This is a genomic window from Janthinobacterium sp. C22, assembly GCF_057919405.1.
The window spans coordinates 6,372,261-6,386,371 of record NZ_CP193659.1 but is presented as its reverse complement, the minus strand read 5'-3'; the positions used below and the strand labels follow the sequence as shown (position 1 = coordinate 6,386,371).

Genomic DNA, 14,111 nt, shown 5'->3' with positions numbered 1-14,111 from the left:
AGAAATCCGCAGCCGTTTAAAATATCATTATTTTTGGGTGGTTGGGGAAAACATGACACATGCAAAGCGACTTCAATCGTTGCTGCTCGGGCTGTCTTTGACAGCGTTTGGCATCGGGCGATGGGCCACGGCGGCACCGGCTGCCGGCACCTATCCCGGCACCGGCGGTCCCGTGCCGTTCGAAATGAATCTGCAACCGCCGGCGACACAGATCGCCCATGAAATCTACGATTTGCACACCCTGATGATGATCATCTGCCTGGTGATCTTCGTGGCCGTGTTCGGCGTCATGTTCTATTCCATCTTCAAGCACCGCAAGTCCCTGGGCCACAAGCCGGCCACCTTCCACGAAAGCACCACCGTCGAGATCGCCTGGACCGTCGTGCCTTTCCTGATCGTCATCGGCATGGCCCTGCCTGCCACGCGCACCGTGGTCGGCATGAAGGACACCTCGAACGCCGACATCACCATCAAGGCCACCGGCATGCAGTGGAAATGGGGCTACGACTACCTGAAAGGCGAGGGCGAAGGCATTTCCTTCCTCTCCAACCTGGCCACGCCGCGCTCGCAAGTGGGTGCGCCTGGCGCGCCGCCGACGGAAAAACGTGGCGAAAACTACCTGATCGAAGTCGACAATGAAGTCGTGGTGCCGGTCAACAAGAAGATCCGCGTGGTGCTGACGGCCAACGACGTCATCCACGCCTGGTCCGTGCCCGCCTTCGGCGTCAAGCAGGATGCGATTCCCGGCTTCGTGCGCGACACCTGGTTCAAGGCCGACCATATCGGCACCTTCCGCGGCAATTGCGCCGAGCTGTGCGGCAAGGAACACGCGTTCATGCCCATCGTCGTCAAGGTCGTCTCCGCCGACGACTACAAGGCCTGGGTTGATGTAAAACAAAAGGAAATGGCCGCATTGGCTGATGATCCAAGCAAGGTGTGGACCATCGACGAATTGAAGGTCAAGGGCGAGAAAGTGTATGCGGCCAACTGCGTGGTCTGCCACCAGGCGACGGGCAAGGGCGTACCGGGGGCGTTTGCGCCGCTGGACGGCTCGGCCGTGGTGAACGGCCCGAAAGCCGATCAGATCCACGTCTTGCTGAACGGGCAAAAGAGCGGCAAGTATCCCGCTGAAATGCCAGCATGGAAACAGCTGTCCGACACGGAAATCGCCGCAGTGATCACTTACACGCGCAATTCCTGGTCGAACAAGGCCGCAGAGAACATCGTTCAACCAGCCGAAATCGTGGCTGCACGCAAGTAATTAGGAGCCGCATATGAGTACTAGCACGAGCACCTTGGACCACGCCGGTCACGATCACGACCATGCCCACGACCACCCGACCGGCTACCGCCGCTGGCTGTTTGCCACCAACCACAAGGATATCGGTACCCTGTACCTGTGGTTCTCATTCATCATGCTGCTGTCGGGCGGCGTGCTGGCCCTGATGATCCGCACGGAACTGTTTCATCCAGGCTTGCAATTCTTTCACCCAGAATTCTTCAACCAACTGACCACCATGCACGGCCTGGTGATGGTGTTTGGCGCCATCATGCCGGCCTTCGTCGGCTATGCCAACTGGATGATCCCGCTGCAAGTGGGCGCGTCCGACATGGCGTTTGCCCGCATGAACAATTTCTCGTTCTGGCTGCTGCCGCCGGCCGCCATCCTGCTGGCCACGTCCTTCCTCGTGCCGGGCGGCGCCACGGCTGCCGGCTGGACCCTGTATGCGCCGTTGTCGACGCAGATGGGCCCCGGCATGGACATGGCCATTTTTGCCATGCACCTGATGGGCGCCTCGTCCATCATGGGCTCGATCAACATCATCGTCACCATCCTGAACATGCGCGCCCCTGGCATGACCCTGATGAAGATGCCGATGTTCTGCTGGACCTGGCTCATTACCGCCTATTTGTTGATCGCCGTCATGCCGGTGCTGGCTGGCGCGATCACCATGACCCTGACGGACCGCCATTTCGGCACCTCGTTCTTTAATGCGGCAGGCGGCGGCGACCCCGTCATGTACCAGCACATCTTCTGGTTCTTCGGCCATCCCGAGGTCTACATCATGATTCTGCCGGCCTTCGGCATCGTCTCGCAGATCCTGCCCGCGTTTGCCCGCAAGCCATTGTTCGGCTATGCCTCGATGGTCTACGCTACCGCTTCCATCGCGATTTTGTCCTTCATCGTCTGGGCGCACCACATGTTTACCACCGGCATGCCGGTGACCAGCCAGCTGTTCTTCATGTACGCGACCATGCTGATCGCCGTGCCGACGGGCGTGAAAGTGTTCAACTGGATCGCCACGATGTGGAAGGGCTCGATGACGTTCGAAACGCCGATGCTGTTCTCGGTGGGCTTCATCTTCGTGTTTACCATGGGCGGCTTCACGGGCCTGATCCTGGCCGTGACGCCGATCGACATCCAGCTGCAGGATACCTATTATGTGGTGGCGCACTTCCACTACGTGCTGGTGGCCGGTTCGCTGTTTGCCCTGTTCGCCGGTTTCTACTACTGGTCGCCGAAATGGACGGGCCATATGTATAACGAGACGCGCGGCAAGATCCACTTCTGGCTGTCCCTGATCACGTTCAACGTGACCTTCTTCCCGATGCACTTCCTGGGCCTGGCCGGCATGCCGCGCCGCTACGCCGACTATCCGGCGCAGTTCACGGACTTTAATATGATCGCCTCGATCGGCGGCTTCGGTTTCGGCCTGATGCAGGTGTACTTCCTGTTCTTCGTCGTCTTGCCGACCATCCGCGGCGGCAAGGCTGCCCCGGCGAAACCATGGGAAGGCGCGGAAGGCCTGGAATGGACCGTGCCGAGCCCGGCGCCTTTCCACACGTTTGAAACGCCGCCGACAGTGAAGTGAGGTATCCCGGGCCGGCGTGTTGCGCGGCCCGTCTTGAATAAAGTGCCTGTCATGACCGAAGTGAAAACTGAGCGTAAAAAACCGAACAACCTGCGTACCGGGCTGATCTTGGCCGCCCTGGCGGCCTTCTTCTTCCTGTCCGTGTTCGTCAAGCGCATGTGGCTCTGACGTGACGACGCCCCACCAACAGGAAACACGCGGCCTGAACCGCAAGATGCTGGGCAAGCTGATCGTCATTGCCATCCTGATGTTTGGCTTTGGCTATGCCCTGATTCCCGTCTACAAGCAGATTTGCGAAGTGATGGGCATTAACGTGCTGACGCAGAAGGATGGCACGGTGGCCTACGACAACAATACGCAAGTCGATACGACGCGCAGCATCACCGTCGAGTTCGACGGCAATGCGCAAGGGCCTTGGCGTTTCCGCCCGACCGTGTCGAGCATGCAGGTGCATCCGGGCGAATTGGTGACCGTCATGTATGAAGTGGTCAATACGCAAAACCGCGTCGTCAACGCGCAAGCCATCCCCAGCTACGCGCCGCAGAGCGCCACGCCGCACTTCAAGAAGGTCGAGTGCTTCTGCTTCAAGCAGCAGACCTTGAAACCGAAGGAAGCGCGGCAGATGCCGGTGGTGTTCTTCCTCGATCCGGCCCTGCCGAAAGAGGTGAAGACCATCACCCTGTCGTACACGTTTTTCGAGATTGCCGGTCTGAGCCAGGCTCAGACGCCGGCCGTCCAATAGGAGAGTGCCATGGGCGAATCCGCCAAACCGGAAAAAGCGTCGTTCCTGTATTCGCTGCGGGCCGTCGTGTGGTCATTCACGGGTCTGCGCCGCAAGAGCGATTTCGACACGGATTCGGCCAAGCTCAATCCCGTGCACATCGTCATCGCCGGCTTCCTGGTGGTGGCTTGCCTGATCGGCATCCTGATTTCAATTGTTAAATTCGTCGTTTTATAAATTACAAAAAAACCACCCTACAAGTTTTTGAGGAGATGATGATGAGTTCCAACCACGCCGCCGTACCCTATTATTTCGTGCCCGGCCCGTCGCGCTGGCCCATGCTGGGCGGCGCCAGCCTGCTGCTGACCATGATCGGCGCCTCGGCCTGGGTCAACGACGTCTCCTGGGGGCCCTACGTCAACTATCTGGGCCTGGCCGGCATCCTGCTGGTGCTGTATTTCTGGTTCGGCGACGCCATCAGCGAATCGGAGCAGGGCCTGTACAGCGAGCGCATCGACCACTCCTTCCGCTGGAGCATGAGCTGGTTCATCTTTTCGGAAGTCATGTTCTTCGCCGCCTTCTTCGGCGCCCTGTTCTATGCGCGCAGCATCTCCATGCCTTGGCTGGCCGACCTCGACCACAAGGTGATCTGGCCCGATTTCGCCGCCCACTGGGGCAATACGGGCCCGGCCGGCACGGTGCAGGAATTCACCACGATGACGCCGTTCTGGATTCCGACCATCAACACGGCCCTGCTGCTGCTGTCGGGTGTCACGTTGACGATTTCCCACCACGCGCTGCGCGCCGGCCACCGCGGCATGACGGCCCTGTTCCTGTTCGCCACGATCTTGCTGGGCGCCATCTTCATGGGCTTCCAGGTGTATGAGTACGTGCACGCCTACAGCGAGCTGAACTTGAAATTGACGTCGGGCATCTACGGCGCCACCTTCTTCATGCTGACGGGCTTCCACGGCTTCCACGTGACCCTGGGCGCCATCATGCTGTCCGTCATCCTGTACCGCGTGCTGAAAGGCCACTTCACGCCCGAGCACCACTTCGGCTTCGAAGGCGCCGCCTGGTACTGGCACTTCGTCGACGTCGTCTGGCTGGGCCTGTACGTGGTCGTGTATTGGTTATAATGGCGGGGCAGGGCGCGCGTGGTTGTTAGGCGGCCTGCAGCATAAAAAAGCCGTACCGGGACATCCTGGGTACGGCTTTTTTCTTAGCGTGAAGAATTTGCCAATCAGGCAATGCCGGGCCTTAATGAATTCCCGTCGGCTGGATGTAGCCCAGATGATGCGCCAGCAGGATCAGCAAAAACAGGGTGATCGACAAGCCCACGCGCAGGGCCAGCGCCTGCACGGTGCGGTTGCTCTTGCCCTTGTCGCGCATGAGGAAGAACAGGGCCGAGCCCAGGCTGCCCAGGATCAGGATGAAGGCGATGGCAACGAGGATTTTCATGGATGGTAGCGCCAGGCTTGAGGAGGTTTCATTGTAATGCGTATCCGCTTCCATTTTAGATGGATTCCATTTGTTGTAATGCTGCTACTGGTGGTGCTGGGGGTCTCTTTGGCGCAATGGCAGCAGCGCCGTGGCGATGAAAAACTCGCGCGCGCCGCCCGGCTGGAAGCTGGCAACCGGGCCGCGCCGCTGGCCTTGACGGCCGCACCGCTGCTGCCGGCCGATGCGCAAGCGATCGAATATCGGCGCGTTACCGTCACGGGCCGTTTCGTGCCCGCCTGGACGGTCTATCTGGACAACCGCCCGTACAAGGGCCAGGCCGGTTTCCACGTGCTCACGCCATTTCAAATCGACGGTTCCGCCATGCACGTGCTGGTGGCGCAGGGCTGGTTGCCGCGCAACAATGCCGAGCGCACGCGCATTCCCGATTACGCCACGCCGGCCGGCACCGTCACCATTACGGGCATCGCGCGCCTGAACGCGGGCCATGTGATGGAACTGGGCACGGCGCCGGCCCTGGCACCGCACGCCATCGTGCAAAATGCCGATATCGGCCAACTGGCGCAGGCCAGCGGCCTGTCCCTGCAGCCTTTTATCCTCGAACAAACAGTCGATGCAGTTGATCCGCCAGCGTCCAGCCAGCTTCCCGTGCGCGACTGGCCGGCGCCCGATCTGGGGGCCGACAAGCACCGCGGCTATGCATTCCAGTGGTATGCACTGGCACTGATGGCCTTTCTATTTTTTGTCTTTACAGGATTTCGACGTGCAAACAAACAACCCTGAAGCAACGCAAGACAGCAGCAACAAGCAGGCACAGAATACGGGACGGTGGAAACTGCTGGCCGTCGTGGCCGTGTGCGCGTTTCCCATCATCGCCTCGTATTTCACGTATTACATCATCAAGCCCACGGGCCGCAACAACTATGGCGCCCTGATCGACCCGCGTTTGTACCCGATACCGGAAGCCCAGTTGCAGGTGACGGAACTGGACGGCAAGGCCGCACCGCTGGCCCAGTTCAAGGGCAAGTGGGTGCTGTTGCAGACAGGGCCGTCCGATTGCCAGGAAGCATGCAAGAAGCAATTGTTTGACATGCAACAACTGCGTTTGATGCAAGGCAAGGAGCGCGAACGCCTGGAGCGGGTCTGGCTGGTGACGGATGGCCAGCCGCTCGACACGCTCGTGATGCGCGAATTCGACGGCACCAGCATGCTGCGCGTCAATAACGACGCCCTGAAGGCGTGGCTGCCGGTGGAGCCGGGCGGCAAGACCAGCGACCATTTATATTTGATCGACCCGCTGGGCAATCTGATGATGCGCTTCCCGAAAGACGCAGACCCGAACAAGATCAAGAAAGACATCGCCAAGCTGCTTAAAGCTTCGGCGATCGGTTAAGGGGAACGCATGCCGACGATGCATCTCTCCGCGCTGGCCCAGCTGGGCTTGACGGGTCTGCTGGTGGCGCTGCTGCCGCTGACCATGGTCTGGGTGTCCGCGGACGCCAATAAATACCGCAAGCTCGTGTGGATCGCCGTCTTCCTGACGGTCGACCTGATCATGTTCGGCGGTTTTACACGCCTGTCCGATTCCGGCCTGGGCTGCCCTGACTGGCCCGGCTGCTATGGCTCGGCCAATCCTTTCCTGGCGCACGAGCATATCGTGGCGGCGGAAACCCTGATGCCGACGGGTCCCGTGACGGTGGTGAAGGCGTGGATCGAAATGACGCACCGCTACCTGGCCATGGCCATCGGCGTGCTGATCGTGGCGATGATGGTGCAGGCGTGGCGCCAGTGGAGAAAGAGCAAGCGCGCGGAATTCGCGCCCGCGCTGCCGACGGCGCTGTTCCTGTTCGTCTGCCTGCAGGGCGCGTTCGGCGCCTGGACCGTCACCTTGAAGCTGCAACCGGTGATCGTCACCATCCACTTGCTGTTGGGCATGGGGCTGCTGGCCATGCTGACGTGGCTGGGCGGGCGCCAGGACCATGCCGTACAACCCTTGCTGCGTGCCGATGCGGAAGAGTCCGTGCTGCGCCCCGTGCGCGCGCTGGCGATTTTTTCGCTCGCGCTGCTGACGCTGCAGATCGCGCTGGGCGGCTGGGTGAGCACCAACTACGCCACCCTGGCCTGCACGGATTTCCCCCTGTGCGGCGGCAAGGTCATTCCCGAGATGGATTTTGAACACGGTTTCCATCTGTGGCGCGAGCTGGGCAAGACGGCCGCCGGCCACTATTTGCCGTTTTCGGCGCTGACGGCCATCCACTGGGTGCACCGCAACTTCGCCTTCATCGTGCTGGCCGGCGTCGGCTATACGGTGTGGCGCGCATGGAAGCTGCCATCCCTGCGCGGCACGGCCCGCTGGGTGGCGCTGGTGCTGGCCCTGCAGGCGGCCACGGGTCTGGCGACGATTTACCTGAGCTGGCCGCTGTCGATCGCCGTCCTGCATAACGGCGGGGCCGCGCTGCTCGTGTTATTGCTGACCATGTTAAACTACAAGGCTAAATTCCAACTCGATGTAGCGCGCAATGCCAAGCGCGCTTGCGCCTCCGCGCCAGTGCCCCCGGCACCAGCCAGTTCTTCCCGTACCGCATAAATGACTACTCAGACCATCAGCCGTAAACCTTCCCCCGCATCGCCCAGTACTGGGCGCTGACCAAGCCCCGCGTGACGCAGCTGGCCGTGTTTTGCGCCGTCATCGGCATGTTCCTGGCCAGCGAGGAGTTGCCCGACTGGCACGCGGTGGTGTTCGGCACCGTCGGCATCTGGCTGCTGGCCGGCGCCGCGTTTGCCGTCAATTGCCTGGCCGAGCGCGAAATCGATGCGCGCATGGCCCGCACGGCGCGCCGCCCGATGGCCATGGGCGACATCACGGTGAAACAGACGGTGGTGTTCGCGCTGGTGATCGGCGGCCTGGGCATGGCGATCCTGTATCATCTCGTCAATCCGCTGACCATGTGGCTGACCTTTGTCACGTTTGTCGGCTATGCCCTGATCTACACCATGGTGCTGAAACCGGCCACGCCGCAAAACATCGTCATCGGCGGCCTGTCCGGCGCCATGCCGCCCGCGCTGGGCTGGGCGGCCGTCGCCAACGACGTGCCGATGCAGGCCTGGCTGCTGGTCCTGATCATTTTCGTCTGGACGCCGCCGCACTTCTGGGCGCTGGCCATGTACCGCCGCGACGATTACGCGCGCTCGGGCCTGCCCATGCTGCCCGTCACGCACGGCATGCAATTTACGCAATTCCACGTGTGGCTGTATTCGATCGCGCTGGCCGCCACCACCTTGCTGCCGTACGCCGTGCGCATGAGCGGCCTGATCTACCTGGCCTCGGCCGTGCTGCTCAATGCCGGCTTCCTGTACTATGCATGGAAGATGTACCGCCACTACACGGACTTGATCGCGCGCAAAGCTTTTACGTATTCCATCGTCTATCTTGCATTGCTGTTCGCGGCTTTGCTGGTCGACCATTACATTCCCCTCGGAACATGAAAAAATACCTGACTCTGTTGCTGGCGGCCGCGCTGGCCGTCGTCCTCGCCGGCTGCGGCAAGCCTGCCGCGCCCAAGCTGGCATTCAAGAATACGGACGTGACGGGCCTGGGCTACGCGCGCGAATTCGCGCTGACGGACCACACGGGCCAGCCGCGCACCCTGGCGGACTACAAGGGCAAGCTGGTGCTGATGTTCTTCGGCTACACGCAATGCCCGGACGTGTGCCCCACCACCATGGCCGACATGGCGCAGGTGATGCGGGAAATGGGGCCGCAGGCGGACCAGGTGCAGGTGCTGTTCGTCACGGTCGACCCCGAGCGCGACACGCAGCAATTGCTGGCGCAGTACGTGCCCGCTTTCGACAAGCGCTTCGTGGGCCTGTATGGCGATGCGGCCGCGACGGCCAAGGTGGCCACGGAATTCAAGGTGTATTACGCCAAGGTGGAAGGCGAAACGGACAGCAGCTACACGGTGGACCACACGGCCGGCACCTATGTGTTCGACCGCGAAGGCAAGATCCGCCTGTTCGTGCGCCACGGCGAAAAGCCTGCCGCCATCGCGCACGATCTTAAACTTCTGCTATCCTGATCCGGTCGCGCCCCCGGGCGCCATCTTCAGGATACGCAGTACATGGATAAACGTTTCGAGCCGCACGCCCGCCTGGCAGCCATCATCTTCTTGCTGATCGGCTGCTTTTTCGTCTTGCGGCCCTTCCTCGCCGCCATGCTGTTTGCCGCCTGTGTGGGCATTTCCAGCTGGCCCCTGTACCTGCTGCTGCTCGACCGGCTGAAAGGCCGGCGCAACTGGGCGGCCGCCATCATGACCCTGTCATTGATCCTGGTCATCGTGCTGCCGCTGGCCCTCGTCACCTACAACCTGGCCGACAATGTCTCGCGCATCTATGAACAGTTGCGCACGGCGCTGGAAACGGGCGGCTTGCATCCGCCCGCCTGGCTGGCCAGCATTCCCGTGGTGGGCGAAACCATCGACGGCTATGTGCGCCGGCTGCTGGACGACCGCGAGGAATTATTGAATTTGGGTAAGACCATGCTGGAACCGGCGCGCCACTTCCTCGCTTCCGGCGGCATCCTGCTGGGCACGGGCCTGGCGCAGACCAGCCTGGCCGTGTTCGTCAGCTTCTTCCTTTACCGCGACGGCCAGCAGCTGAGCCGTGCCTTGATGACGGGCGCCGGCCGCATCATCGGCGACAGCGCACCGGGCGTGGGACTGACCATCAGCCGCACCGTGCGCGGCGTCATGTACGGCTTGCTGGGCACGGCGCTGGCGCAGGCCCTGGTGGCCGTGTTGGGCTTCCTGATCGCCGGCGTGCCGGCCGTCGCGCTGCTGGGCGTGGCCACCTTCATCTTTTCGCTGATCCCCGTCGGCCCACCGCTGATCTGGGGCGGCGCCGCCATCTGGCTGTTTTCAGACGGCCAGACGGGCTGGGGCATTTTCATGCTGGTGTGGGGCGCGCTGCTGATCAGCGGCGTGGACAACGTGGTCAAACCCATGCTGATCAGCCGCGGCAGCAGCCTGCCGTTTTTGCTGGTGCTGCTGGGCGTGCTGGGCGGTGTGCTGGCCTTCGGCTTCGTCGGCATCTTTATCGGCCCGACCCTGCTGGCTGTGCTGTACAGCTTGCTACAAACGTGGACGGTGGGCGAGACCACCGTGCCGCAGGGCAAGGATACGCTTACCTTGAAAAAGACTAATCGCGTAAGTCCGCGTCGAGGTCGCGTTCCTGCTTCGGGATCACCTTGATCAGCACGATGCGGGGCCCGTTCATCTTCTTGACGACGATGTCGAAGTCGACGAAGGTGATGCGCTGGCCCTGCTTCGGTATGTCTCCCAGCTTGACCATGATCAAGCCGCCCACCGATTCCACGTCGTCCAGCCCCAGTTCCTCGTTTTCGATATCGATGCCGAGGATGCGTTCGAGCGAGAAGATGGGCAGGCTGGCCTTGCCGATCAGGGTGCCGTCGCTTTGCTTGAGCCAGTCGTTTTCATTGCGGCGGAATTCGTCGCGGATTTCACCGACCATGGCGCCGAGCAAGTTATCGAGCGTAATGAAACCCAGCGGACGCTTGCCCTTCTCGCCGATCAGGGCGAAGTGCGGCGCGCCGTCGCGAAAGCGCCGGAACAGTTCCAGGGCCGGCGTGCGCGCGGAAATGATGTCGACGGGACGCAAAAACGGCGTGAGCGAGGTGATCGGTTTGCCCGCCTGCTGGGCAAAGAACAGATCCTTGAGGTGTACCACGCCCAACACGTCGTCTTCATTCGTGTCGAAATACGGGTAGCGGCTGAAACGGTTGCGCAGCACCGTGTCGAGGTTTTCTTCCAGTGTGTTCGAGGCGTGCAGGGCGATCACTTCATTGATCGGGCGCATCAGGTCCGACACCGTCATCTGTTCGAAATCAAGCGATTGCGCCAGGATGTTGCGCTCGTCGCGCGTAAACTTTTCGCCGGGCTGGCTGGTGCGCAGGATCAGTTTCAGTTCTTCGGACGAGTAATGGGCATCGTGGCCGCCCTTGCCGGACAGGCCCGCCATGCGCAGCACCCAGTTGGCGCTGGCGTTGAGCAGGTAGATGGCCGGATACATGGTCCAGTAAAAGCCGTACAGGGGAATCGCGCTCCACAGGCCGACGGCTTCCGGGTTGCGGATAGCCATCGATTTGGGCGCCAGTTCGCCCACGACGATATGCAGGAAGGAAATCACGCTGAAGGCGACGACGAAGGACACGCCGTGGATCAGCTCTTGCGAGGTGACGCCGACGGCGCCGAACAGCGGTTCCAGCAGGCCGGCGAACGCCGGTTCGCCGACCCAGCCCAGGCCCAGCGACGCCAGCGTGATGCCCAGCTGGCAGGCGGACAGGTAGGCGTCCAGCTGGCCATGTACCTTGGCCAGGATGCGGCCCCGCAGTCCCTGTGTCTTGGCGATGGCGCGGATGCGCGTGCGCCGCAAGGTGACGATGCCAAACTCGGCGGCAACAAAAAAACCGTTCAGCGCGACCAGGAAGAGGGCGAGCAGGACTAGCAAGACATTGTGCATGGGGGCGCAAAAGATGGGCTGTTAAAACGTCATCTTAAACGACGAAGGCCGGCATAGCCTAATTTTGCCGCGCGCCCCGCCTGTGCAGGCGGGCGCGCGGACGGTGGCATTACGCTTTGGCGGCCGTTTGCGGCCCGCCGCGCATGGCGAAGACCATGACGGCCGAGACGATGGCGGGGATGGCGACGACGAGGAAGATCGTGCTGTTGGGCCAGTTCAGGCGGATCAGCTCGCCGCCGAGCACGGGACCGATGATGGAGCCGATGCGGCCCACGCCCAGGCTCCAGCCGATGCCCGTCGAGCGCAAGGTGGTCGGGTAGTAGCTGGCCGCCAGGGCGTTGACGGCCGGCTGGCCGCCCACCACGCAGAAACCCGCGATGAAGATGGTGATGAAGAGGAAGGCCAGCGACACGTCCGGACGGCCGATCAGGGCAATGGCCACGGCAGCGACCAGGAAGCATGGCAGCAGGATGCGGCGGAAGCTGGAGCGGTCGATCAGCTGGCCCATGACGAGGGTGCCGATGGTGCCGCCCACTTGCAGGGCCGTGCCGGCCAGCACGGCGTTGGCCGTCGACAGGCCCGCTTCCCTGGCGATCGTCGGCAGCCAGTTGGACAGGAAATATAAATTGAGCAAGTTCATGAAGTTGATGACCCACAACAGAATCGTCATCTTCGCGCGGCCGCCCGTAAACAATTGCAGCACGGGCGCACCCTTGTGTTCCTTCTCGTGCACGAGGTATTGCGTGTCAGCCGTGATGGTGACGGTGGGATCGATGCGCTTGAGCCACTTGGCGACTTTATCCAGCTTGCGTTTCTTCAATACCAGGAATTGCATCGATTCCGGCAGCAGGAAGAACATCAGCACGCCGATCACCAGCGGCACCACGCCGCCCACGTAAAACACGGATTGCCAGCCGAAGGCGGGAATCAGCGCGGCGGACAATAATCCGCCCAGCACGGCGCCCAGGGTAAAGCCGCACGAGACCAGCATCATCAAGGTGACTTTCTTGCGCAGGGGGCTGTATTCGCCGGCCAGCGCCATGGCGTTCGGCATCACGGCGCCCAGGCCCAGGCCCGTGATAAAACGGATCAGCTGCAATTGCTCGATGGTCGTTGCCAGCGGCGTGACCAGCATGCACAGCGAAAAGAAGATGGTCGAGCCGATCAGCACGGGACGGCGGCCGAATTTGTCGGCCGTGATGCTGAAGACGAGCGAGCCGACCAGCATGCCCAGCAAGCCCGCGCCAAACACGGGGCCCAGGTTGGCCTTGCTGACATGCCAGTCGGCAATGATGGCGGGCGCCACGTACCCCATCGCCTGCACGTCGAAGCCATCCATGATGACGCACAGCCCGCACAGGATCAGCATGCCGATCTGGAAGGAGCCGATCCTGTTGTTATTGATGAGATCGGGAATATCGATCGTCTTGCCTGCCGTGGACATGGTGCCGCTCCTGTTTTTTTATGGTGATCGCGCCTTTCCAGCGAGGGACGGGTGCGTGTTTGTCTCAGGCTTCATTACAATCGCTTTTGATTGATTATTCAAACGTTATTTTCGAATGGATTTATCAGGTTTCCTTGTGAATCTTTGGCTGGCCCTGGATGGCGGCCAAAATGACATCGAGCGCCGGATGCATGATCTTGCGCTCGTTGGAAATCACATAAAACTGCTCGCGCAGGGACGAGGCGTCACCCACCAGCACGGCGCCGAATTGCTCCTCGATGTCGGCCGCCAGGCTGGCCGAGGCGAAGAACAGGCCCAGGCCCTTGCGGCCAAAGGCGTTGAGCATGGCGTTGTCCTCGAATTCGCCCACCACGTCGGGGCGCACGCCTTGCTGCACCATCCATTCGTCGATGCGCCCGCGCAGGGCATTGTTGCGCGCGGGCAGCAGAAACGGCGCGCCGTGCAGGCTGTGCGGGAAATTGCCGCGGTACTGTGCGGCCAGCGCAGGGATGGCGAACAGCTTCATGGCGCTCTCTCCCCATAGATGGCTGGAGACGCGCAGGCTGGCGCCGGCCGGCACGGCGCGGTCCGTCAAGACCAGGTCCAGCTTGTGCAGGGCCAGGTCGGCCAGCAAGGATTCGAATTCATCTTCCAGGCACACGAGCTTGACGGGCTGGTCCAGGCTGCGCGTGGCGTCGAGCATGCGGTAGGCCATCAGTTTCGGCAGGGAATCGGAAATACCCACCGTCAGGCGCATCTTTTCCGCGTCCGTGTCGGCCAGCGCATCCTGCATCTGTTCGCCCAGCAAAAAGATCTGGTCCGCATAGCCGAGCGCCAGGCGGCCCGCTTCGGTCGGCACCAGACGCCGTCCCTGCGGCTGCAGCAGGGAGCGGCCCAGTTCCTTTTCCAGCAGGGCCAGCTGGGTGCTGATGGTTTGCACTGCCAGTCCCAGCCGTTCAGCCGCGCGCGTCACGCCGCCTTCCTTGGCGACGACCCAAAAGAAATACAAATGGCGGTAGTTGAATCCCGTGGTTTTCATCGCTGCACCCTCTATCTTCTGTTTTTACGAAGTAATACT

At 61.7% G+C, this 14,111-nt stretch carries 16 protein-coding genes; 12 read left to right on the top strand and 4 right to left on the bottom strand.

Features of this window, described 5'->3' with window-relative positions; translation table 11 throughout:
* Nucleotides 1-52: 52 nt before the first annotated feature.
* The 6 genes from coxB to ACRHIG_RS29930 are packed head-to-tail and all read left to right on the top strand — an operon-like array spanning nucleotide 53 to nucleotide 4,733.
* Nucleotides 53-1,261 (top strand): cytochrome c oxidase subunit II, encoded by a 1,209-nt coding sequence (gene coxB / locus ACRHIG_RS29955; protein ID WP_058050743.1) that lies wholly within the window; start codon nucleotides 53-55, stop codon nucleotides 1,259-1,261.
* Nucleotides 1,262-1,274: 13 nt separating this feature from the next.
* Nucleotides 1,275-2,873: a cytochrome c oxidase subunit I gene (gene ctaD / locus ACRHIG_RS29950; protein WP_489628857.1), complete on the top strand. Its 1,599-nt coding sequence runs from the start codon at nucleotides 1,275-1,277 to the stop codon at nucleotides 2,871-2,873.
* 51 nt (nucleotides 2,874-2,924) lie between these two features.
* Nucleotides 2,925-3,041 carry a cytochrome oxidase small assembly protein gene (locus tag ACRHIG_RS29945; protein ID WP_217494223.1) on the top strand — a complete coding sequence of 39 codons (117 nt, stop codon included), beginning with the start codon at nucleotides 2,925-2,927 and terminating at the stop codon, nucleotides 3,039-3,041.
* Between the two features lies 1 nt (nucleotide 3,042).
* Nucleotides 3,043-3,615: a cytochrome c oxidase assembly protein gene (locus ACRHIG_RS29940; RefSeq protein ID WP_489628856.1), complete on the top strand. Its 573-nt coding sequence runs from the start codon at nucleotides 3,043-3,045 to the stop codon at nucleotides 3,613-3,615.
* Nucleotides 3,616-3,624: 9 nt separating this feature from the next.
* Nucleotides 3,625-3,831, top strand: coding sequence for a DUF2970 domain-containing protein (locus ACRHIG_RS29935; RefSeq protein WP_077399736.1), 207 nt, complete (start codon nucleotides 3,625-3,627; stop codon nucleotides 3,829-3,831).
* A gap of 41 nt (nucleotides 3,832-3,872) precedes the next feature.
* On the top strand, nucleotides 3,873-4,733 hold the full coding sequence (locus ACRHIG_RS29930; RefSeq protein WP_475414682.1) for a cytochrome c oxidase subunit 3: 861 nt from the start codon (nucleotides 3,873-3,875) through the stop codon (nucleotides 4,731-4,733).
* A gap of 121 nt (nucleotides 4,734-4,854) precedes the next feature.
* Here ACRHIG_RS29930 and ACRHIG_RS29925 read toward each other — a convergent pair whose 3' ends face one another.
* The gene (locus tag ACRHIG_RS29925; protein WP_046683386.1) at nucleotides 4,855-5,055 is read right to left on the bottom strand and encodes a twin transmembrane helix small protein; all 201 of its coding nucleotides are present in this window, start codon (nucleotides 5,053-5,055) and stop codon (nucleotides 4,855-4,857) included.
* Nucleotides 5,056-5,091: 36 nt separating this feature from the next.
* Here ACRHIG_RS29925 and ACRHIG_RS29920 point away from each other — a divergent pair, with 36 nt between their 5' ends.
* From ACRHIG_RS29920 to ACRHIG_RS29895, 6 genes are read left to right on the top strand one after another with little or no spacing between them, the layout of a single operon-like run.
* The gene (locus tag ACRHIG_RS29920) at nucleotides 5,092-5,838 is read left to right on the top strand and encodes an SURF1 family protein (protein ID WP_489628855.1); all 747 of its coding nucleotides are present in this window, start codon (nucleotides 5,092-5,094) and stop codon (nucleotides 5,836-5,838) included.
* On the top strand, nucleotides 5,819-6,448 hold the full coding sequence (locus ACRHIG_RS29915) for an SCO family protein (protein ID WP_489628854.1): 630 nt from the start codon (nucleotides 5,819-5,821) through the stop codon (nucleotides 6,446-6,448). The genes ACRHIG_RS29920 and ACRHIG_RS29915 overlap by 20 nt, the downstream gene beginning before the upstream one ends.
* Nucleotides 6,449-6,466: 18 nt before the next feature.
* Nucleotides 6,467-7,642 (top strand): COX15/CtaA family protein, encoded by a 1,176-nt coding sequence (locus ACRHIG_RS29910; RefSeq protein WP_475414702.1) that lies wholly within the window; start codon nucleotides 6,467-6,469, stop codon nucleotides 7,640-7,642.
* A 38-nt stretch (nucleotides 7,643-7,680) separates the two neighbouring features.
* On the top strand, nucleotides 7,681-8,541 hold the full coding sequence (gene cyoE, locus ACRHIG_RS29905; RefSeq protein WP_489630893.1) for a heme o synthase: 861 nt from the start codon (nucleotides 7,681-7,683) through the stop codon (nucleotides 8,539-8,541).
* Nucleotides 8,538-9,131 carry an SCO family protein gene (locus ACRHIG_RS29900; protein WP_489628853.1) on the top strand — a complete coding sequence of 198 codons (594 nt, stop codon included), beginning with the start codon at nucleotides 8,538-8,540 and terminating at the stop codon, nucleotides 9,129-9,131. Before cyoE ends, ACRHIG_RS29900 begins: the two co-directional genes overlap by 4 nt.
* Before the next feature lie 42 nt (nucleotides 9,132-9,173).
* Complete coding sequence (locus ACRHIG_RS29895; RefSeq protein WP_489628852.1) at nucleotides 9,174-10,301, top strand: AI-2E family transporter; 1,128 nt, start codon at nucleotides 9,174-9,176, stop codon at nucleotides 10,299-10,301.
* On the opposite strand, the gene ACRHIG_RS29890 is transcribed toward ACRHIG_RS29895, so the two are convergent.
* The 3 genes from ACRHIG_RS29890 to nhaR form a co-directional block, all read right to left on the bottom strand.
* Nucleotides 10,249-11,589, bottom strand: coding sequence for a hemolysin family protein (locus ACRHIG_RS29890; protein WP_489628851.1), 1,341 nt, complete (start codon nucleotides 11,587-11,589; stop codon nucleotides 10,249-10,251). The two genes, ACRHIG_RS29895 and ACRHIG_RS29890, sit on opposite strands and share 53 nt — an antisense overlap.
* A gap of 109 nt (nucleotides 11,590-11,698) precedes the next feature.
* On the bottom strand, nucleotides 11,699-13,033 hold the full coding sequence (locus tag ACRHIG_RS29885; protein WP_489628850.1) for an MFS transporter: 1,335 nt from the start codon (nucleotides 13,031-13,033) through the stop codon (nucleotides 11,699-11,701).
* A gap of 124 nt (nucleotides 13,034-13,157) precedes the next feature.
* Nucleotides 13,158-14,072, bottom strand: coding sequence for a transcriptional activator NhaR (nhaR, locus tag ACRHIG_RS29880; RefSeq protein WP_475414690.1), 915 nt, complete (start codon nucleotides 14,070-14,072; stop codon nucleotides 13,158-13,160).
* Nucleotides 14,073-14,111 lie beyond the last annotated feature (39 nt).